The organism is Pseudomonas sp. H3(2019), from assembly GCF_007713465.1.
GTDB lineage: Bacteria > Pseudomonadota > Gammaproteobacteria > Pseudomonadales > Pseudomonadaceae > Aquipseudomonas.
The window spans coordinates 77,714-97,766 of record NZ_VMSG01000011.1 but is presented as its reverse complement, the minus strand read 5'-3'; the positions used below and the strand labels follow the sequence as shown (position 1 = coordinate 97,766).

The 20,053-nt window shown below is 60.2% G+C and carries 20 protein-coding genes and 1 pseudogene; 8 read left to right on the top strand and 13 right to left on the bottom strand.

The annotated features are described in order from the left end of the window. Positions 1 to 208 precede the first annotated feature (208 nt). The 5 genes from FPT12_RS13205 (at position 209) to FPT12_RS13185 (ending at position 7,525) form a co-directional block, all read left to right on the top strand. The gene (locus FPT12_RS13205; RefSeq protein ID WP_145016654.1) at positions 209 to 1,984 is read left to right on the top strand and encodes a glucan biosynthesis protein G; all 1,776 of its coding nucleotides are present in this window, start codon (positions 209 to 211) and stop codon (positions 1,982 to 1,984) included. Beyond that, positions 1,977 to 4,547, top strand: coding sequence for a glucans biosynthesis glucosyltransferase MdoH (mdoH, locus tag FPT12_RS13200; protein ID WP_145016653.1), 2,571 nt, complete (start codon positions 1,977 to 1,979; stop codon positions 4,545 to 4,547). Before FPT12_RS13205 ends, mdoH begins: the two co-directional genes overlap by 8 nt. 331 nt (positions 4,548 to 4,878) lie before the next feature. Beyond that, positions 4,879 to 5,676 carry a transporter substrate-binding domain-containing protein gene (locus tag FPT12_RS13195; RefSeq protein WP_145016652.1) on the top strand — a complete coding sequence of 266 codons (798 nt, stop codon included), beginning with the start codon at positions 4,879 to 4,881 and terminating at the stop codon, positions 5,674 to 5,676. Positions 5,677 to 5,838: 162 nt separating this feature from the next. Beyond that, a complete protein-coding gene (locus FPT12_RS13190) occupies positions 5,839 to 6,798 on the top strand; it encodes an amino acid ABC transporter permease (RefSeq protein WP_145016651.1) in 960 nt (319 codons plus the stop codon). Then, the gene (locus tag FPT12_RS13185) at positions 6,791 to 7,525 is read left to right on the top strand and encodes an amino acid ABC transporter ATP-binding protein (protein ID WP_145016650.1); all 735 of its coding nucleotides are present in this window, start codon (positions 6,791 to 6,793) and stop codon (positions 7,523 to 7,525) included. Before FPT12_RS13190 ends, FPT12_RS13185 begins: the two co-directional genes overlap by 8 nt. 52 nt (positions 7,526 to 7,577) lie before the next feature. Here FPT12_RS13185 and FPT12_RS28350 read toward each other — a convergent pair whose 3' ends face one another. The 11 genes and pseudogenes from FPT12_RS28350 to ubiE all read right to left on the bottom strand — a co-directional run bounded on the left by FPT12_RS28350 (position 7,578) and on the right by ubiE (position 15,636). After that, the gene (locus FPT12_RS28350) at positions 7,578 to 8,291 is read right to left on the bottom strand and encodes a methyl-accepting chemotaxis protein (protein WP_371922553.1); all 714 of its coding nucleotides are present in this window, start codon (positions 8,289 to 8,291) and stop codon (positions 7,578 to 7,580) included. Positions 8,292 to 8,435: 144 nt separating this feature from the next. Then, positions 8,436 to 9,377 (bottom strand): annotated as a pseudogene (locus tag FPT12_RS28345) (methyl-accepting chemotaxis protein); the annotation flags it as partial. Between the two features lie 203 nt (positions 9,378 to 9,580). Beyond that, complete coding sequence (locus tag FPT12_RS13175; RefSeq protein WP_145016648.1) at positions 9,581 to 10,288, bottom strand: 16S rRNA (uracil(1498)-N(3))-methyltransferase; 708 nt, start codon at positions 10,286 to 10,288, stop codon at positions 9,581 to 9,583. Beyond that, positions 10,285 to 11,079: a twin-arginine translocase subunit TatC gene (gene tatC, locus FPT12_RS13170; protein WP_145016647.1), complete on the bottom strand. Its 795-nt coding sequence runs from the start codon at positions 11,077 to 11,079 to the stop codon at positions 10,285 to 10,287. The genes FPT12_RS13175 and tatC overlap by 4 nt, the downstream gene beginning before the upstream one ends. Beyond that, positions 11,076 to 11,519 carry a Sec-independent protein translocase protein TatB gene (tatB, locus tag FPT12_RS13165; protein ID WP_145016646.1) on the bottom strand — a complete coding sequence of 148 codons (444 nt, stop codon included), beginning with the start codon at positions 11,517 to 11,519 and terminating at the stop codon, positions 11,076 to 11,078. The genes tatC and tatB overlap by 4 nt, the downstream gene beginning before the upstream one ends. A 10-nt stretch (positions 11,520 to 11,529) precedes the next feature. Then, entirely contained in the window at positions 11,530 to 11,811 is a 282-nt protein-coding gene (locus FPT12_RS13160) for a twin-arginine translocase TatA/TatE family subunit (protein ID WP_145016645.1), read from the bottom strand. Positions 11,812 to 11,836: 25 nt separating this feature from the next. Further along, entirely contained in the window at positions 11,837 to 12,169 is a 333-nt protein-coding gene (locus FPT12_RS13155; RefSeq protein ID WP_018929162.1) for a phosphoribosyl-ATP diphosphatase, read from the bottom strand. Beyond that, on the bottom strand, positions 12,162 to 12,560 hold the full coding sequence (hisI, locus tag FPT12_RS13150) for a phosphoribosyl-AMP cyclohydrolase (protein WP_054595207.1): 399 nt from the start codon (positions 12,558 to 12,560) through the stop codon (positions 12,162 to 12,164). The genes FPT12_RS13155 and hisI overlap by 8 nt, the downstream gene beginning before the upstream one ends. A gap of 81 nt (positions 12,561 to 12,641) precedes the next feature. Then, positions 12,642 to 14,246, bottom strand: a complete 1,605-nt coding sequence (gene ubiB, locus FPT12_RS13145; protein WP_145016644.1) for a ubiquinone biosynthesis regulatory protein kinase UbiB — start codon at positions 14,244 to 14,246, stop codon at positions 12,642 to 12,644. After that, positions 14,243 to 14,866, bottom strand: coding sequence for an SCP2 domain-containing protein (locus tag FPT12_RS13140; protein ID WP_145016643.1), 624 nt, complete (start codon positions 14,864 to 14,866; stop codon positions 14,243 to 14,245). Before FPT12_RS13140 ends, ubiB begins: the two co-directional genes overlap by 4 nt. Next, positions 14,866 to 15,636, bottom strand: coding sequence for a bifunctional demethylmenaquinone methyltransferase/2-methoxy-6-polyprenyl-1,4-benzoquinol methylase UbiE (gene ubiE / locus FPT12_RS13135; protein WP_007989286.1), 771 nt, complete (start codon positions 15,634 to 15,636; stop codon positions 14,866 to 14,868). The genes FPT12_RS13140 and ubiE overlap by 1 nt, the downstream gene beginning before the upstream one ends. Positions 15,637 to 15,791: 155 nt before the next feature. On the opposite strand from ubiE, the gene FPT12_RS13130 reads away from it, so the two are divergent. The 3 genes from FPT12_RS13130 to FPT12_RS13120 all read left to right on the top strand — a co-directional run bounded on the left by FPT12_RS13130 (position 15,792) and on the right by FPT12_RS13120 (position 17,506). Next, the gene (locus tag FPT12_RS13130) at positions 15,792 to 16,067 is read left to right on the top strand and encodes a polyhydroxyalkanoic acid system family protein (RefSeq protein ID WP_054595210.1); all 276 of its coding nucleotides are present in this window, start codon (positions 15,792 to 15,794) and stop codon (positions 16,065 to 16,067) included. A 232-nt stretch (positions 16,068 to 16,299) separates the two neighbouring features. Further along, positions 16,300 to 16,722 (top strand): phasin family protein, encoded by a 423-nt coding sequence (locus FPT12_RS13125; RefSeq protein ID WP_145016642.1) that lies wholly within the window; start codon positions 16,300 to 16,302, stop codon positions 16,720 to 16,722. 10 nt (positions 16,723 to 16,732) lie between these two features. Beyond that, positions 16,733 to 17,506 carry a phasin family protein gene (locus tag FPT12_RS13120; RefSeq protein WP_145016641.1) on the top strand — a complete coding sequence of 258 codons (774 nt, stop codon included), beginning with the start codon at positions 16,733 to 16,735 and terminating at the stop codon, positions 17,504 to 17,506. Between the two features lie 107 nt (positions 17,507 to 17,613). Here the strand turns inward: FPT12_RS13120 and FPT12_RS13115 are convergent, their stop codons facing one another. Together FPT12_RS13115 and phaC are read right to left on the bottom strand one after the other, a co-directional pair. Continuing rightward, positions 17,614 to 18,234 (bottom strand): TetR/AcrR family transcriptional regulator, encoded by a 621-nt coding sequence (locus tag FPT12_RS13115; protein WP_145016640.1) that lies wholly within the window; start codon positions 18,232 to 18,234, stop codon positions 17,614 to 17,616. 63 nt (positions 18,235 to 18,297) lie between these two features. Beyond that, a complete protein-coding gene (phaC, locus tag FPT12_RS13110; protein ID WP_145016639.1) occupies positions 18,298 to 19,980 on the bottom strand; it encodes a class II poly(R)-hydroxyalkanoic acid synthase in 1,683 nt (560 codons plus the stop codon). Between the last annotated feature and the right edge of the window lie 73 nt (positions 19,981 to 20,053).

Below are 20,053 nucleotides of genomic sequence, written 5' to 3'. Positions count from 1 at the left end.
GAGTGGTCTGTACGGTTGGTTTTGTGAGCAGTATTTCGGATGTCAGGTAGCCAGAGACAAGGCGCTGCGACGAGTCATAGCCCGCTATGGCGAGGAGCAGCAACGCAGTATCTGGTTACCTGGCGCCGAAGTACGCTCACAAAACCGACCACACAGACCGCCTGGTCTGGCCGTTGGTTTTTTGATCTGTTTTCGGCGAGGGTTGCTCGTGATTGTTAGTCCCTGTAATGCACCAAAATTGTCTGCCAAACGGTTACGAAACGCACTGGTGACGGGCTCTGCTTTGCTTTGCCTGCTCAGCGCCGGCCAGCTTTGGGCATTCAATCTGGATGATGTGTCGGCCAAGGCAAAAGAGCTGGCCGGGCAGAAATACGAAGCTCCGCGCAGCAATCTGCCGAACGAATTCCGTGAAATGAAATTCGCGGACTATCAGAAAATTCGTTTTCTGACCGAAAAAGCCGAATGGGCCGACCAGAAAACCCCGTTCAAGCTGTCGTTCTATCACCAGGGCATGCACTTCGACACGCCGGTGAAGATCAACGAAATTACCGCCAACGCCGTTGAAGAGATCAAGTACGACCCGAGTCGTTTCGATTTCGGCGACGTGAAGTTCGATCCTAAATCCACCGAACAGCTGGGTTATGCCGGCTTCCGTGTGCTGTACCCGATCAATAAGGCCGACAAGCAAGACGAAATCATGACCATGCTCGGCGCGAGTTACTTCCGCGTCGTCGGCAAAGGCCACACCTATGGCCTGTCCGCCCGCGGCCTGGCGATCGACACTGCGCTGCCGTCCGGTGAAGAGTTCCCGCGCTTTACCGAGTTCTGGATCGCGCAACCCAAGCCGACCGACAAGCACCTGGTGATCTACGCCCTGCTGGACTCGCCGCGTGCCACCGGCGCCTACCGCCTGACCCTGCGTCCGGGCAGCGACACCATTGTCGACGTCAAGGCGCAGATGTTCCTGCGTGACAAGGTCAGCAAACTGGGCATCGCGCCGCTGACCAGCATGTTCCTGTTCGGCGCCAACCAGCCGTCGAAAGTGCTCAACTACCGTCGCGAACTGCACGACTCCAGCGGTCTGTCGATCCATGCCGGCAACGGCGAGTGGATCTGGCGCCCGTTGAACAACCCGAAACACCTGGCCGTCAGCAATTTTTCGGTTGAGAACCCGCGTGGTTTCGGCCTGCTGCAACGTGGCCGTGACTTCAGCCACTACGAAGACCTCGATGACCGCTACGACAAGCGCCCAAGCGCCTGGATCGAGCCAACAGGCGACTGGGGCAAAGGCACCGTCGACCTCGTAGAGATCCCGACTGCCGACGAAACCAACGACAACATCGTTGCCTTCTGGAGCCCGGAAAAGCTGCCTGAGCCTGGTCAGCCACTGGACTTCGCTTATCGTCTGCACTGGACCATCGACGAAGCTGCCCTGCACTCGGCAGACAGCGCTTGGGTACAACAGACCCTGCGTTCCACCGGTGACGTGAAACAATCCAACCTGATTCGTCAGCCAGATGGCAGCGTTGCCTATCTGGTGGACTTCACAGGCCCGTCCCTCAAGGCTCTGCCGGAAGATGCACCGGTTCGCAGCCAGGTCAGCGTTGGCGACAACGCCGAAGTGGTCGAGAACAGCGTGCGCTACAACCCTGAAACCCAGGGCTGGCGCCTGACCCTGCGCATGAAGATCAAGGACCCGGGTAAATCCACCGAGATGCGTGCTGCGCTGGTCAAGGACATCGTCGCCTCTGAGCCGGTCAAGGCCTCGCTGCCGAACGCCAATTCTTCGATTGCCAAGGCCGACAAGATCGCCGCCAGGCAGCTCGAGAAGAAAGAAAAAGACTCCAAAGACGTGAAAGACAAAGACGCCAAGCAGCCTGCCGCTGCCGAAGCAGCCCCTGCCACACCTCCTGCCCCGGATGCAGCCAAGACTGAACAAGTGCTGACCGAGACCTGGAGCTACCAGTTGCCAGCCGATGAGTAATTCCCAAGTACAGCCAGAAACTCTCAATGAGTATCTGGCGCACCTGCCAATGACCGATGAGCAGCGCGCAGAACTTGCGGGCTGCACATCTTTCAGCGAACTGCATGAGCGCCTGTCGTCGAAGACCTTCGACGCACCGGGCGAAGCGAACCAGGCTTCGGTCGGTCGCCGGCTGACCCTCAACTCCGCCGAGGAGCTGGAGGAGGCCGAGATGTTGGCGCTCGACGCCAGCGGTCGTGTGTGCCTGAAGGCAACCCCGCCGATTCGTCGGACCAAGGTCGTGCCCGAGCCATGGCGTACCAATATCCTGGTGCGGGGCTGGCGTCGCCTGACCGGTCGCACCAACCCTCCGGCACCGCCGAAGGATGAGCGCGTGCTGCCGGCGGCTCGCTGGCGTACCGTCGGTTCGATCCGCCGCTACATCCTGCTGGTGTTGATGCTGGGCCAGACTATCGTTGCGGGCTGGTACATGAAAGGCATCATGCCGTACCAGGGCTGGTCGTTCGTCGACCTCAACGAAGTCCTGCACCAACCGCTGCTCCAGACCGCCACGCAAGTGCTGCCCTATGCCTTGCAAACCAGCATCCTGATTCTGTTCGGGATTCTGTTCTGCTGGGTATCGGCCGGTTTCTGGACCGCACTGATGGGCTTCCTCGAATTGCTCACCGGGCACGACAAGTACCGCATTTCCGGTGCCAGCGCCGGCAACGAGCCGATTCCCAAGGACGCTCGCACTGCATTGGTGATGCCGATCTGCAACGAAGACGTACCGCGGGTGTTCGCCGGTTTGCGCGCGACCTTCGAGTCGGTCGCCGCCACCGGTGACCTGGATCGCTTCGACTTCTTTGTCCTCAGTGACAGTAACGACACCGATATCTGCGTTGCCGAGCAGCAAGCCTGGCTGGACGTCTGCCGCGAAGCCAAGGGCTTCGGCAGGATCTTCTATCGCCGTCGTCGCCGTCGCGTGAAACGCAAGAGCGGCAACCTCGACGACTTCTGCCGTCGTTGGGGCGGTGATTACAAATACATGGTCGTACTCGACGCCGACAGCGTGATGAGCGGCGAATGCCTGACCAGTCTGGTGCGCTTGATGGAAGCCACGCCGGACGCCGGGATCATTCAGACTGCGCCACGCGCCTCGGGCATGGACACGCTGTATGCGCGCATGCAGCAGTTCGCCACGCGGGTTTACGGTCCGCTGTTTACCGCCGGCCTGCACTTCTGGCAGTTGGGCGAATCCCACTACTGGGGCCACAACGCGATCATCCGCATGAAGCCGTTCATCGAGCACTGCGCCCTGGCGCCGTTGCCCGGCAAAGGCGCATTTGCGGGGGCGATCCTTTCCCACGACTTCGTTGAAGCGGCGCTGATGCGCCGTGCCGGCTGGGGCGTGTGGATCGCTTACGATCTGCCCGGTAGCTACGAAGAACTGCCGCCGAACCTGCTCGACGAGCTCAAGCGTGACCGTCGCTGGTGCCACGGCAACCTGATGAACTTCCGGCTGTTCCTCGTCAAGGGCATGCACCCGGTGCACCGTGCGGTGTTCCTGACCGGCGTGATGTCTTATCTGTCGGCACCGCTGTGGTTTTTCTTCCTGGTGCTGTCGACGGCGCTGCTGGCGGTCAACACGCTGATGGAGCCGCAGTACTTCATGGAGCCGCGACAGCTGTATCCGCTGTGGCCACAATGGCACCCGGACAAGGCCGTTGCGCTGTTCTCGACGACCATCGTGCTGCTGTTCCTGCCGAAGTTGCTGAGCATCATCCTGATCTGGGCCAAGGGCGCGAAAGAGTTCGGCGGCAAGTTCAAGGTGACCCTGTCGATGCTGCTGGAGATGCTGTTCTCCATGCTGCTGGCGCCGGTGCGGATGATTTTCCACACCCGTTTCGTACTCGCCGCGTTCCTCGGCTGGGCAGCGACCTGGAACTCGCCTCAACGTGACGACGACTCGACACCGTGGAGCGAAGCGGTGCGCCGCCATGGTCCACAAACCTTGCTGGGCTTTTTCTGGGCCTTGCTGGTGGTCTGGCTGAACCCGAGTTTCCTCTGGTGGCTGGTACCGATCGTCGGTTCGTTGATGCTGTCGATCCCGGTGTCGGTGATCTCCAGCCGCGTGAAGCTGGGCCTCAAGTCCCGCGACGAGAGCCTGTTCCTGATCCCTGAGGAATACGCACCGCCGCAGGCCTTGCTGGCCACCGATCAGTACACCCACGAAAACCGTTGGCACGCACTGAACGACGGCTTCATCCGCGCCGTGGTCGATCCGCAGCAGAATGCCCTGGCGTGCGCGCTGGCGACTTCGCGTCACGGTCTGGCCGAGCCGATCGAGTGGCTGCGTATCGAACGGGTTCGCCATGCACTGAAAGCCGGCCCTGCCGGGTTGAACAACCATGAGCGTCTGCAACTGCTGAGCGATCCGGTGGCACTGGGTCGCCTGCATGAGCAGGTCTGGAGCGAAGGTCACGCACAGTGGCTGGATGCCTGGCGAGCGTCGGTGAAAGCCGATCCTCACGCACCGTTGTTGCCGCTCAAACCGCTGAGCGCCCAGGCACAACCGGCCTGATGAAAAAGCCCCGCTTCTGAAAAGATGCGGGGCTTTTTCTTGGCCCATTGATCATTCCAACGCTCTGCGTGGGAATGCATCCTGTGACGCTCTGCGTCACGCTTACGAAGGGACGCGGAGCATCCCGGGCGGCATTCCCACCCTGGAGCATGGGAACGATCATCGGTAAAACAACAAATCCCCTTCCACCCCCTTGTGCAAACGGACGAGTGAGTTAGCATCGCTCCCCTCTTTGGTGTGCCCGGACAACTTTCTGTCCGTAACTATCGGTTTTAAAAAGAAAATCGGTTTTTTGCGCGCCTGACAACACAAAGAGTTAGGGGAGTTGATGATGAAGAAGTATCTCTCGATGCTGCTGCTCGGCGTCACGGCACTGGTTGCCGTCAACGCGGCGCACGCCGGTGCCATCGACGACGCAGTCAAGCGTGGCACGCTGAAAGTCGGCATGGACCCGACCTACATGCCGTTTGAAATGACCAACAAGCGCGGCGAGATCATCGGCTTCGAAGTCGACATCCTCAAAGCCATGGCCAAGGCCATGGGCGTCAAGCTGGAGATGGTCTCCACCGGCTACGACGGGATCATCCCGGCCCTGATGACCGACAAGTTCGACATGATCGGCAGCGGCATGACCCTGACCCAGGAACGCAACCTGCGCCTGAATTTCAGCGAACCGTTCATCGTGGTCGGCCAGACATTGCTGATCCGCAAGGACCTGGAAGGCACCATCACGTCCTATAAAGACCTGAACACCGCCGACTACCGTATTACTTCCAAACTCGGCACCACCGGCGAAATGGTCGCGAAAAAGCTGATCTCCAAGGCCAAGTACCACGGCTACGACAACGAGCAGGAAGCGGTGCTCGACGTGGTCAACGGCAAGGCTGACGCCTTCATCTACGACGCGCCTTACAACGTCGTGGCAGTGAACAAGGTCGGCAACGGCAAACTGGTGTTCCTCGACAAGCCGTTTACCTACGAGCCATTGGCCTTCGGTCTGAAGAAGGGTGACTACGACAGCATCAACTTCATCAACAACTTCCTGCACCAGATCCACGAAGACGGCACCTACGATCGCATCCATGACAAGTGGTTCAAAGACTCCGCCTGGCTCAAGGATATGGAATAACGCCCGGTCAGATAGACCGCGTCGCCTCAATCGCGAGCAAGCTCGCTCCCACAGGATCTGCGCCGGACACAAATGTTGTGTTCACACCGATCCACTGTGGGAGCGAGCTTGCTCGCGATGACGGCTTCCCTGGCAACACAGCATTCGGAACTTTCAAAGCAAATGAAACAGAAAAAAGCCCAATGGCCCTGGCACGTGTTGACCGTGCTGGTGCTGATCGGCATGGCTGGCGCGTTGTACTACGCCACCTCGCTGATGTCTTACGAATGGCGCTGGAACCGCGTGCCGCAGTACTTCGCCTATCACGCCGAAGAAACCCAGCGTGCGGCGGACATTTCCACCGTCAGCGAGCTGGTGCGCAACGGCGACAAGGCCGAAGTGACCCTGCGCAACGACGTCGGGGTCGAACAGCGGCTGAGCGTTGATGACAACAGCCTGCAAGTGGCCCGTGGCGACGATGTGGCGGAAGGCGATGTGGTTGGCGTGACCCGGCATTGGGCGGCAGGACCGCTGTTGTGGGGCCTGTGGACAACGTTGTGGCTGTCGCTGGTGTCGGGCGTGCTCGGGCTGCTGATCGGCCTGGCGACCGGCCTCTGCCGGCTGTCGAACAACCCGACCCTGCGCGATCTGTCGACCGTCTACATCGAGCTGGTGCGCGGTACGCCGCTGCTGGTGCAGATCTTTATCTTCTACTTCTTCATCGGCACGGTGCTCAACCTGTCCCGCGAATTTGCCGGGATCGCTGCGCTGTCGCTGTTCACCGGTGCCTATGTGGCCGAGATCATTCGTTCTGGCGTGCAGTCGATTGCCCGTGGGCAGAACGAAGCCGCCCGTTCGCTGGGTTTGAGCGCTGGCCAGTCGATGCGCCATGTGGTGCTGCCGCAAGCGTTCAAGCGCGTGCTGCCGCCGCTGGCCGGGCAGTTCATCAGTCTGGTCAAGGACACTTCACTGGTGTCGGTCATCGCCATCACCGAGCTGCTCAAAAGTGGCCGTGAAGTCATCACCACCTCGTTCTCGCCGTTCGAAATCCTGTTCTGCGTGGCTGGCCTGTACTTGTTGATCAACCTGCCGCTGTCGAAAATCGCCAGCCGGCTTGAGCGGAGGCTCGCGCAAAGTGATTGAAGTCCGCGATCTGGTAAAAGTCTTCGACACCCGCGGCCAAGTGGTCCGTGCGGTCGATAACGTCACCACTCGAGTGGCCAAGGGCGAAGTGCTGGTAGTGATCGGCCCGTCGGGCTCCGGCAAGTCGACCTTTCTGCGCTGCCTGAATGGCCTGGAAGCGTTCGACTCGGGCTCGGTCAGTATCGACGGTCTGCAACTGGCGGACCCGAAAACCGACGTCAACGCCTATCGCCGTGAAGTCGGGATGGTGTTCCAGCACTTCAACCTGTTCCCGCACATGACGGTGCTGGAGAACCTCTGCCTGGCGCAGAAAGTCGTGCGCAAGCGCGGAAAAAAAGAGCGTGAGGCCAAGGCCTTGGCCTTGCTGGAAAAGGTCGGCATCGCGCAGAAGGCCCACGAGTTTCCGTCGCGCCTCTCTGGTGGTCAGCAACAGCGCGTAGCGATTGCCCGGGCGCTGGCCATGGAGCCGAAGGTGATGTTGTTCGATGAGCCGACGTCGGCGCTGGACCCGGAAATGGTCGGCGAAGTGCTGGACGTGATGAAGACCCTGGCCGTGGAAGGCATGACGATGGTCTGCGTGACCCACGAAATGGGCTTTGCACGGGAAGTTGCGGATCGGGTGCTGTTCTTCGATCACGGCAAATTGCTCGAAGACGCCTCGCCGGCCGAGTTCTTCGATGCGCCGAAGGATCCTCGGGCACAGGTGTTTTTGCGGCAGGTTCTGTAACCTCGTAACTGATCGTTCCCACGTAGAGCGTGGGAACGATCTTGGTGGTTTCTCAAACCCTGAACTTGGCCACCAGCATCTGCAGGTGGGTACCCAGCCGTGCCAGCTCGACGCTGGAGGCCGCGGTCTCTTCACTGGCGGCCGAGGTCTGGTCGGAGACGTCGCGCACGTTCAGCACGCTGCGGTTGATCTCTTCGGCCACGGCGCTCTGCTGTTCGGCGGCGGTGGCAATCTGCTGATTCATCGCCTGAATCGCCGAGACAGTGCGAGTGATGTTGGACAGCGAACCGCCAGCGCGGCGAGTCAGTTCAACGCTGCTGTCGGTGAGGCTGCGGCTGTTGTCCATGATAGTGGCGACCTGCTGTGTACCGCTTTGCAGGCCGACGATCAGCTCTTCGATCTCTTCGGTGGACTTCTGGGTGCGTTGCGCCAGGCTGCGCACTTCATCGGCAACCACGGCAAAACCACGTCCGGCTTCACCGGCCCGTGCAGCCTCGATAGCGGCGTTGAGGGCCAGCAGGTTGGTTTGTTGGGCCACGGACTTGATCACATCCAGCACGCTGCCGATCTTGTCGCTCTCACGCTTGAGATGCCCCATGGCTTCAGTGGAGTTGCCGACTTCAGTGGCCAGGCGTTCGATCTGGGCGATGGCTTCGCCGACCACCTTGTCGCCTTCGCGGGCCTGCTGGTCAGCGGCGACGGCGGCTTCCGATGCTTCCTCGGCATTGCGTGCGACTTCTTGCACGGTGGCGGCCATCTCGTTCATGGCGGTAGCCACCTGATCGGTTTCAACTTTCTGGCTGTTGACCCCGGCGCTGGTCTGCTCGGTCACGGCAGAGAGCTCTTCAGCGGCGCTGGCGATCTGTGTCACGCCTTCGCTGATACCGCCGATCAGTTCACGCAGGCCGACGGTCATGTTCTGCATGGCGCATTGCAGCTGGCCGAGTTCGTCGCGACGCTGGGAGATGAGATTGTGAGTCAGGTCCCCGGCGGCTACGCGCTCGGCGACTTTGAGGGTCTGGTTCAGCGGGATGACGATCTGTCGGGTGATGCTCCAGGCAGCGAGCAGACCAAATGCCAGCGCGAGCAGAGTGACCAGCATCAGGGTGTTTTTGGCTTTCTCGGTCTCGGCATCACGCACCAGGATTTGTGCCTGGGTCAGTTGTTTGCTCAGATCCATCAGGCGGTCGCCTTGGGTGGCCATGCGTTTGAGGGCATCGACGCTGGCCACTTGTGAGTCGCGGAACTGGCTGACGGCGGCGCGGTAACCGATGAGTGAATCGGTGGCCTGTTGCAGGTTGGAGGTGTGTTGATCCGGGAGTTTTGCCGGCAGGGTCTTGAGGTTTTTCAGCGCGTTGTCGATGGCATCCAGCGCCGGTTGCTCAGCCTCGACCTTGGCGCTGTAGGTGTAACCGCGCACCTGGAAGCGTGCTTGCTGGATCAACTTGCTCAGCTCGATGACGCTGTTGAACTGGGCGACGCTGTCACCTTGCAGCAGGGCTGCTTCGACTTCCGCCACATGGGCCACGGCATTATCGGCGCTGGCACCGAGTTTGGCGCGGGCGGCCTCGCGGTTGGCGGTGGCCTGGGTCAGGTCGGCAAAGGCGCGCTTGTACTCGCTGACGGCTTCAATCTGCTGATTGAGCATCGCCACATTAGCCGGCAGCACGATCATTTTGAGGGCGCCTTGCAGGCCCTCGTCGAGCTTGCCCAACAGGTCGTTGACCGCCGCCGGGCCTTGTTCGCCGCGGCGAACTTCATAGTCCAGACGAGCAATTCGCAGGTCTTTGGTCAGCACATTGATGCTGGAAATATAACCGACTTTGTCACCGCGACTGATGATGCCGCTCATGCCAATCCAGCCGGTCAGGGTGATCAACAGGGTCAGGAGCAATACCAGGCCAAAGCCGATGCCAAGCTTGCGATTGACGCTCACATTTCCAAGGTGTTCGGTTAACCATCGGTACATGCTGCGGACCCTCTATGACCACTTCAATTGGATTCATAGGGAGACTATCGGCGGGTCCGCAGTTTTCTGTAGGGGGGAGGGACGCGTTAGAACAGCCGCGAAAGCAGGGCAGTGACGGCGGTTTCGACCCGCAGGATGCGCTCGCCGAGCTGTACCGGTTGCAGGCCGGCCTTGGTCAGCAGGTCGACTTCGTAGGGGATCCAGCCGCCTTCCGGGCCGATGGCCAGGGTCACCGGTTCGTCCAGCCCGCGGGGGCAGGGCGGGTACTGGCCAGGGTGGCCGATCAGCCCGAGGGTGCCGTCGGCGATGGCCGGCAGGCGGTCTTCGACGAAGGGCTTGAAGCGTTTCTCGATGACGATCTCGGGCAGCACGCTGTCGCGAGCCTGTTCGAGACCGAGGATCAGTTGCTCACGGATGGCCTCGGGTTCGAGGAACGGCGTCTGCCAGAAGCTCTTCTCGACCCGATAGCTGTTCACTAGCACGATTCGCGGCACACCCATGGCGGCCACCGTCTGGAACACTCGACGCAGCATCTTTGGCCGTGGCAGGGCCAGCAGCAGGGTCAGCGGCAGCTTGGCCGGTGGTGGCTGGTCGAGGGTGACGCGCAGCTCGGCTTCGGTGGCTTCCAGGCGCAGCACTTCGGCTGAGCCCATCAATCCGCCAATCCGCCCGACCCGCATGCTGTCGCCGACTTCACAGCGGTGGACTTCCTGCATGTGAGTGAGTCGGCGATCGCGCAGGATCACCCGGTCGGCCGCAATGAAATCGGCCTCTTCGAGGAGCAGCAGGTTCACGGTTGAGTCGCTGGCGGCTGGTCGTTGTGATCGTCCGCCGGCAGGTCATCCGCCGGTTTTTCGCGTTTGCTGACCAGGCTGCCAAACAATATCCCGATCTCGAACAACAGCCACATCGGCACGGCCAGCAGGGTCTGCGAGAAGATGTCCGGCGGGGTCAGGATCATGCCGACCACGAAGCAGCCGATGACCACGTACGGGCGGATCTTCTTCAGGTATTTGACGTCGACCACGCCGATCCACACCAGCAGCACCACGGCCACCGGGATCTCGAACGCCACGCCAAAGGCGAAGAACAGCGTCATGACGAAATCCAGGTAACTGGTGATGTCGGTCATCATTTCCACGCCCGCCGGAGTGGCCGAGGCGAAGAACTTGAAGATCAGCGGGAACACCAGGAAGTAGGCGAACGCCATGCCGGTGTAGAACAACAGGATGCTGGAGACCAGCAGCGGCACCGCGATGCGTTTTTCATGCTTGTACAGGCCCGGCGCGATGAAGCCCCAGATCTGATGCAGGATCACCGGGATCGCCAGGAACAGCGAGACCATCATGGTCAACTTCAACGGCGTCAGGAACGGCGAGGACACGTCTGTGGCGATCATCGTTGCGCCGGCCGGCAAGTACTGGCGCAGCGGAATCGAGACAAAGGTGTAGATCTGCTGGGTGAAGGCGAACAGCCCGGCGAAGATCAGGAAAATCGCCGCGACGCAGCGCAGCAGGCGAGTGCGCAACTCGGTGAGGTGCGAAACCAGCGGCATGTGCTGGTCGTTCTCTGGAATATCGCTCATGGGGCTCGCGGCGGCAGTGTTGGGTCGTGGGGAGCCGGCGCAGTGGTTGCCGCCGCAGGAGTAACAGGGGCTGCCGGAGGTGCGGCAACGACCGCTGGAGGCGGCTCGACCGGTGTTGCGACAGCCGCAGTTTCGGCAGCAGGCGCCTGGACTGTCTGCTCGGCTACCGTTTCGACGGGCGTCGGCTGTTGCTGGGTGGGCGAGAGGATTTTGCGGGCCTCTTGTTCCAGCGACAGAATGTGCTCGTTGTGCAGTTGCCGGCGAATCTCGTCGGCACCGATTTCACGTTCAACTTCCTGTTTGATCGCGTTAAAGCTGCGCTTCAGGCGTCCGATCCACAGGCCGGCAGTGCGCGCAGCGCCCGGCAGACGCTCGGGGCCCAGCACCAGCAGGGCGACGAGGCCGACAAGCAGCAGTTCAGAGAAGCTGATACCGAACATTAGTCTGTGCTCACGAGTCTTTGCGGGTCGGCTCTTCGACTTTATGGGCCTGCACGTCGATGGTGTGCGGCTCTTTCAGTGTCGTGGCCTGTGGTTGCACCGGCGCTGCTGGCTGTGCCGTGGTCGGCGGTACGACGGGCTCGGCAGGCTTCTCTTCGTCGTTCATGGCTTTGCGAAAGCCCTTGATCGTTTCGCCGACGTCGGTGCCGAGGTTTTTCAGTTTTTTGGTGCCGAATACCAGTACGACCACAATCAGGATGACGATCCAGTGTTTCCAGTCAAAAATGCCCATGTTGCTGTTCCTCTCTAATCGTTATTCAGGCGGACGGGCGCGAGGCTTTCTCGACGTGGCCGGACAGGCCAAAGCGGCGGTCCAGTTCATCGAGCACTGCCTGCGGATGCTGCCCCAGTTGGGCGAGCATGACCATACTATGGAACCACAGGTCAGCGGTTTCGTAGATTACATCACTGCAATCTCCGCTGATGGCGGCGTCTTTGGCGGCAATGATGGTCTCGACCGATTCTTCGCCGACTTTTTCCAGAATCTTGTTCAAGCCCTTGTGGTAAAGGCTGGCGACATACGAGCTGTCGGCGGCAGCGCCTTTACGCTCTTCCAGCACTTGGGCCAGACGGGTCAGGGTGTCAGTCATGTTTGTGGTCCGAATAGATGGCGTGCGGGTCCTTGAGCACCGGGTCGACGGTTTTCCAGTCGCCGTTCTCATAGACGCGGTAGAAGCAGCTTTGGCGGCCGGTATGACAGGCGATGTCGCCGATCTGCTCGACCATCAGAATGATCACGTCGGCGTCACAGTCCAGGCGCATCTCATGCAGTGTTTGCACATGACCGGACTCTTCGCCCTTGCGCCACAGCTTGCCACGCGAACGTGACCAGTAGATGGCGCGGTTCTCGGCGGCGGTCAGTTCCAGCGCTTCGCGGTTCATCCAGGCCATCATCAGCACGCGCCCGGTTTTATGATCCTGGGCGATCGCCGGCACCAGGCCGTCGCTGTCCCATTTGATCTCGTCCAGCCAATCTTTCATCTTCGACTCCGACAGTGGGCTCGACACTTCAGTAGTGGAGCCCTGGCGTTGAAACAGTGTGCCAGTCTGCGGGGGCTCTGGCTATCGGCGAACGATCAGATACAAGCCCACGGCCACCATGATTGCGCCGGGCCAATGGCCCAGTCCGTCCAGGGGGCCGCCGGCCAGCAGGATCGCGCCGCCTGCCAGATGCACAGTGCCGAGCAGGCGCAGGAACCAGTCGTCCGAGCGGCGATGCCAGGTCGGTGGCGGGTTGACGATGTGCGGCTGCGACATGCGCTCGAGCAGGTCGCGGGTCATGTTGGCCAGGTGCGGCAGTTGCTCGACCTGGTTGTGCAGGTTGCCGAGCAAGGTTTTCGGGCTGACGCGCTCGCGCATCCAGCGTTCGAGGAACGGCTGGGCGGTGTTCCACAGGTCCAGCTCCGGGTACAGCTGACGACCCAGGCCTTCAATGTTGAGCAGGGTTTTCTGCAAAAGAACCAGTTGCGGCTGCACTTCCATGTTGAAGCGCCGCGCCGTCTGGAACAGGCGCATCAGCACCTGACCGAAGGAAATGTCTTTCAACGGTTTTTCGAAGATCGGTTCGCAGACTGTACGGATGGCCGCTTCGAATTCGTTGAGTTTGGTTTCTGCCGGTACCCAGCCCGAATCGATGTGCAATTGGGCAACGCGGCGATAGTCGCGCTTGAAGAAGGCGAACAGGTTGCGTGCCAGATAGTCCTGGTCTTCAGGTGTCAGGCTGCCGACGATCCCGCAGTCGATCGCAATGTACTGCGGGCTCCACGGCTGCACGGTGCTGACGAAGATGTTGCCGGGGTGCATGTCGGCGTGGAAGAAGCTGTCGCGGAACACTTGGGTGAAGAAGATCTCCACGCCTCGTTCAGCGAGCATTTTCATGTCGGTGCGCTGGTCGGCGAGGGTCGCGAGGTCCGTGACCTGAATCCCGTAGATACGCTCCATCACCAGGACTTTGGGCCGGCACCAGTCCCAGTAGACCTGCGGCACATACAGCAGCGGCGAACCGTCGAAATTGCGCCTCAGCTGGCTGGCATTAGCCGCTTCGCGCAGCAGGTCGAGTTCGTCGAAGATGGTCTTTTCGTAGTCGCTGACCACCTCCACCGGGTGCAGCAGGCGGGCGTCGGCAGAGAGTTTTTCCGCTGCACGGGCGAGGATGAACAGCCAGGCCAGGTCTTGCGCGATGACCGGTTTGAGGCCTGGGCGTATGACCTTGACTACCACTTCTTCGCCGCTTTTCAACTGCGCCGCATGGACTTGCGCCACCGACGCCGAAGCCAGTGGCTCGATGTCGAATCGGCTGAACACCTCGCTGATTTTCTTGCCCAGCTGTTCCTCGATCAGCTTGACCGCCACCTGCGAGTCAAACGGCGGCACACGGTCCTGCAGCAGCATCAGCTCATCGGCGATGTCTTCAGGCAGCAGGTCGCGGCGGGTCGAAAGAATCTGCCCGAACTTGATGAAAATCGGCCCCAGGTCCTGCAAGGCCAGTCGCAAGCGCGCGCCCCGGCTCAGGTCCAGGGTTTTACGCGGGAACCAGCGCCACGGCAGCGCATAACGCAGCCCCAGCAGGAACCACGGCAGTGGCAGGGCGAACAGCAGGTCATCGAGGCGGTAGCGGACCACGACGCGCTGGATGCGCAACAAACGGCGGACGGCAAGCAGCTTCATGCGTTATCGCTTGAATCAAGGGATCGGGAAAGACGCTCGAAGCGCGCCTCAAGACGTTCCAGATCAAGTTTGATCTGGTCCAGTTCACTAAACCGCGCTTCGGCTTCGCGCTGGCCGACGAGGGCACGCGATTCTTCGGCGAGGTAGTCGGCAAGATTCTGGTTCAGGCTGGCGAAACCTTGCTGATACCAGCGTGCGCGGCTGCGCAAGTGACCGCCCAGCAGTTGCGTGGCGACCGGGCCGAGCCAGCGCGAGAGTTCGTATTCCCAGTCCAGTTCCAGGTCCTGAAGGACTGCCGCGAGTTCCAGCAGCACGCCGCTGTCGCCGTCGAGTTCAACTTCAGGAGCATGCAGGACCGCCGTCTTGTCCTTGCTCAGGGCCAGCTTGAGCAGGCTTGCCGCCGGTGCGCGCAAGGTGCAGTCGGCGTCCGCAGCCCAGTGTGCTGCCAGCATCAGGCCTTCGTCGCTGGGCACAATGAACATCTGCAACGCCGGGCTGCGGCAGTCGATGGCAATCACCTTGCCGCTCAAATGCGCCAGACGCGGCAGCGCCGTACTGTCGAGCCGCAACACCCGGTTGAGGCCGAGTTCGACGCTGGCGAGCAGGCCGGCGAGCAACATCAGGGTTTGATGCCACGGTGCAGGGCGACGATGCCTGCGGTCATGTTGTGGTAGGTCACGCGGTCGAAACCGGCTTCAACCATCATCGACTTCAGGGTTTCCTGATTCGGGTGCATGCGGATCGATTCGGCCAGGTAGCGATAGCTTTCCGAGTCATTGGTGATCAGCTTGCCCATCAACGGCATGAAGGCGAACGAGTAGGCGTCGTAGGCTTTGGACATCAGTGCGTTGGTCGGTTTGGAGAACTCCAGCACCAGCAAGCGCCCGCCCGGTTTGAGCACCCGCAGCATGGAGCGCAGGGCGTCTTCCTTGTGGGTGACGTTACGCAGGCCGAACGCGATGGTCACGCAGTCGAAGTGGTTGTCCGGGAACGGCAGCTTTTCAGCGTCGGCCTGAACGAACTCGACGTTGCCGGCCACGCCCAGATCCAGCAGGCGGTCACGACCGACCTTGAGCATGGATTCGTTGATGTCGGCGAGCACGACCTGGCCGGTCGGACCGACGAGGTGCGAGAACTTTCTGGTCAGGTCGCCGGTGCCGCCAGCGATGTCCAGCACGCGGTTGCCGGTGCGAACGCCCGACAGTTCGATCGCAAAACGCTTCCACAAACGATGCATGCCGCCCGACAGGAGGTCATTCATCAGGTCGTATTTGGCGGCTACCGAGTGGAAAACCTCAGCGACTTTTTCCGCTTTCTGGCTTTCCGGAACGTTTTTGAAGCCGAAGTGAGTGGTGGGTTCGGCATCGCTGCCTTTGCGCTGATCAGTCATATCGCTGTCACCAAAAGAGAATGCGCGACATTCTAATCCCGCAGGCATGCTTTGTCTTGGCAAGGCTGAAGGTAAGATAGGCAACCGCCCGGACGTTTTGACGCAGCAGGGGTCAGAATGCGTGAGGCAAGTCCCGATAAAACAGGAGTCATTCAGTGGCCCATATTAGTGTTGAGCGTGCCCATGGCCTGGGTAAGGAAGCAGCCCGCGAGAAGGCTGACAAACTGGCGGAAAAACTGGCTGCGCAATATGGCCTGGAACCTCAGTGGTCGGGCGACACCCTGAACCTCAAGCGTTCCGGGGTAAAAGGCGCCGTGTATGTGGGCGACACCTCGATCAGGGTTGATGTCGAACTCGGTCTGTTGATGTCAGCCATGAGCGGCACCATCAAGTCGGAAATCGAAAGAGCCCTCGATAAAGCCTTGGTCTGAATTGTTCTTTTCATGTGGGAGCGAGCTTGCTCGCGATGGCGGAGTATCAGTCAGCATCAATGTTGAATGATGGACAGCTATCGCGAGCAAGCTCGCTCCCACAATAGAACGTTGTCATCCGCATTGTTTATGTCAGTTGTTAGGGTGCCGTTTCTAATTTTTCTCACTACGTTGTGCCTGAGCCCGACGCTTGACGGGCAGTTCCTCAAACCTTCTGCGCGTGAGGTGCACCATGGCCAAAGTTACTTTGAAGAAAAAAACTGACGTTCAGCCGACTGCGTTGAACGAAGTGAAATCCTATGCCCGCAAGATCTGGCTGGCAGGCCTGGGTGCCTACGCCAAGGTCGGTCATGAAGGCAGCGAGTACTTTCAGGAGTTGATCAAGGCTGGTCAAACTGTTGAAAAGAAAGGCAAAAAGGTAGTTGCCGAGAAGCTTGAAGCGGCCAATGCCGAGATTGATGAAGCCAAGAGTGAAGTCAGTACCTTCAAAGGCAAAGTCGAAGTTCAGCTCGACAAAGTCGAGAAGGCTTTCGACACGCGTGTCGCAAGTGCCTTGAATCGTATCGGCATTCCGTCTAAACATGACGTTGAGACACTCTCTGCTAAGCTCGATGAGCTGACGGCATTGCTCGAACGCGTCGCGCGTAAACATTAAGGAGAACGGGATGGCTGGCAAGAAGAACACCGAGAAAGAAGGCAGCTCGTGGATTGGGAAAGTCGAAGACTACTCCCGCAAAATCTGGCTTGCTGGTTTAGGCGTGTACTCGAAGATCGACACTGACGGCAGCAAACTCTTCGAGGCATTGGTCAAGGATGGCGAGAAAGCCGAGAAGCTCACCAAGAGCGCTGTCGGCAAAACTGTCGACGCTGCCAAAGACTCCGCTCAATCGGCCAAGTCGCGTATCAGTGGTGTCAAAGATCGTGCGCTCGGCAAGTGGGACGAACTGGAAGGGGCTTTCGACAAGCGTCTGAACAGCGCGATTTCGCGTCTTGGCGTGCCAAGCCGCAATGAAGTCAAAGCGCTGCACAGCAAGGTCGACACTCTGACCAAGCAAATCGAAAAACTCACCGGTGCCAAGGTTACGCCTGTTGCTGCTAAAACTGCAGCAGCCAAACCGGCGGCTAAAACTGCCGCCAAACCCCTGGTAAAAGCTGCCGCGAAACCGGCTGCCAAACCAGCGGCTAAAGCGCCAGCGAAGCCGGCAGCTAAAACCGCGGCAGCCAAACCTGCAGCGGCCAAGCCAGCGGCCAAACCGGCTGCTGCGAAGAAGCCGGTAGCCAAAAAGCCTGCAGCCCCGAAAGCGGCCGCACCGAAACCAGCAGTGGCTGCCGCCAAACCGGCAGCACCGGTCAGCCCGGCGAACTCCGCCGCGGCGCCAACCCCTGCTGTGACCCCGACTGTAACGCCAACCCCATCGGCGCCAACCAGTCAGTCCTGATTAACCCAGGGCACGCAAGAACGCCCGGCCTGCGAAGGTCGGGCGTTTTTGTTTGTGCCGCAAAAGCTGAGTGGTTCGCCAGCTGCTACAGGGTCGGTGTTGCTCCTTCAGTCATGTTCTTCCAGATACTGCAACGCCAACTGCTCGGTTGCGAGTTTCGCCGACGGCGGCAGGTGCGGCGCCACCAGCATCATGATCTGGTAGACCACCACTCGCACTTCGCCTTCGCGATCGAGAATCCGCTGATAGTCCAGGGAAAACAGCAAGGTCATGGTGATCTGTTCCACCAGTTGCCCGAGTGCCTGGGTATCGCTGACCAGTTGTCCCTGAGCCTTCAACTGCGCCAGTAACGAGGCCAATGTACGCTTGAGGGCATTGAGCAGATTACGGATGCCCTTGGCCAGTTTCGGCAAGCGTCCGGCCAGGTTCGACAGGTCCTGGAACAGGAAGCGGTAGTGCGCCAGGCGTTCGACGATCAGGTGCAGGAACAGCCAGTAATCCTCCGGTGCCAGTTGCACGTCCGACGGCGGATCGAGTAACGGCGTCAATTCGCTCTGAAAGCGCTCGAACAACCCGAGAATCAGCGGCTCCTTGCCGTGAAAGTGGTAGTAGAGGTTGCCGGGGCTGATCCCCAGTTCATTGGCAACTTCCATGGTAGAGACATTCGGCTCGCCCTTTTGGTTGAACAGCTGCAGGGCACATTCAAGAATCCGGTCGCGGGTTTTCATCCAGTCTTCTTAGTGATTCGTCAGGCCACGGCCGACACTTCAGGCCGTGGCGCGGGGGAGAGTTCAGCGTACGCGCACGTAAGTGCCTGGCGCCGCCTCCATCGGTGGATAGTTCTGGTTACCAAGGGCCATCAGGGGTTCGCGCTGAGTGCCGGAACGTTCCTGAATCCAGCCCAGCCACTGGTTCCACCAACTGCCGTCGACGTGTTTGGCGTCGTAGTACCAGGCCCGTGGATCGCTGCTCAGTTTCGGGCTCTCGACGTAGTTGGCCTTGGGGTTGCTCGGGGGGTTGAGAATGCTCTGCACGTGGCCGCTGTTGGACAGCACGAAGCGCCGCTCACCGCCCAGCAGCAGTGTCGAGCGGTACACCGCATCCCAAGGCGTGATGTGGTCGTTGATCCCGGCAACGCTGAAGCTGTCGACGTTGACCTTCTGCAAGTCGATCGGTGTGCCGCAGACTTCCAGTCCGCCAGGATGGGTCAACGGGTTGTGCTTGAAGAAGTCCAGCAGGTCGCCATGAAAGGCGGCCGGCAGACGTGTGTTGTCGTTGTTCCAATAGAGAATGTCGAAGGCTGGCGGTTCTTTGCCCAGCAGGTAGTTGTTGACCCAGTAGTTCCAGATCAGGTCGTTGGGGCGCATCCAGGCAAAGACCTTGGCCATGTCGCGACCTTCGAGTACACCTTTCTGGTAGGAGCGACGCTTGGCCGCTTCGAGGGTTTGTTCGTCGGTAAACAGGGTCGCCGGGCTTTCCAGTTCACTGTCGAGCAGGCTTACCAGATAGGTCGCGCTGGAGACCCGACGCAGCTGCCGCTTGGCTTGCAGATGCCCTTGCAGGGCAGCGATGGTCAGGCCGCCAGCGCAGGCGCCCATCAGGTTGACCTCGCGGCTGCCGCTGATCGCCCGGCAGACATTCAGGGCTTCTTCCAGGGCCTCGACGTAACTCGACAGACCCCACTCGCGATGACGGACATCCGGGTTGCGCCAGCTGACCATGAACACCTGCAGGCCGTTTTTCAGTGCGAACTGGACGAAGCTGTTGTGCGGGCTCAAGTCGAAAATGTAGTACTTGTTGATCTGCGGCGGTACCACCAGCAGTGGCCTGGCGTACTGCTTTTCGCTCATTGGCTTGTACTGCATCAACTCCAGCAGTTCGTTGCGAAACACCACGGCACCGGTGGTGGTGGCAACCGTTTTGCCGACTTCGAAGGCGTGCTTGGTCACCTGGCTGGGCAGGCAATTGTTGTGCATCAGGTCGTCGAGCAGGTGGCTCAGACCACGCACCAGACTGTGGCCGCCAGAGTTGAACAGTTCCTTGACCGCTAGCGGGTTGAGCAAGGTATTGGATGGCGAGACCGCGTCGTTGAGCAGAGCAAAGGCAAATTGCGCGCGTGCGCGGTCGTCGGCGGACATACCGCTTTCATCGATCCATTGTTTGATCTGCTTCTGCCAGCTCAGATAGGCCTGAAGGCCGCGCCGGTAAAACGGATTCAGGCTCCAGCTCGGGTCGGCAAAGCGACTGTCCGAAGGGTTGGGCTGATGCAGGGTCTCGCCCAGTAGTACCCGGCCCAACTGACCACCCAATGCCAGTGCGTGTTTGGCACTCTGTACCGGGTGGCGCAAGCCATGGGTGGCGACGCTGCGCAGAGTCGAGAGCAGATCCCGGCCGCGCAGACCGGTGATCGCACTCTGGGCGTTGATGAATGCGGCGGGTGGAGGAAAGGCGCCCGGCGCTTTTTTGTCTCGCATGAGTCAACACTCCTTCGTCAAGCCATCAACAAGTACATCAATTCCGAATAGACACCATAGTCGCTCCGGACCT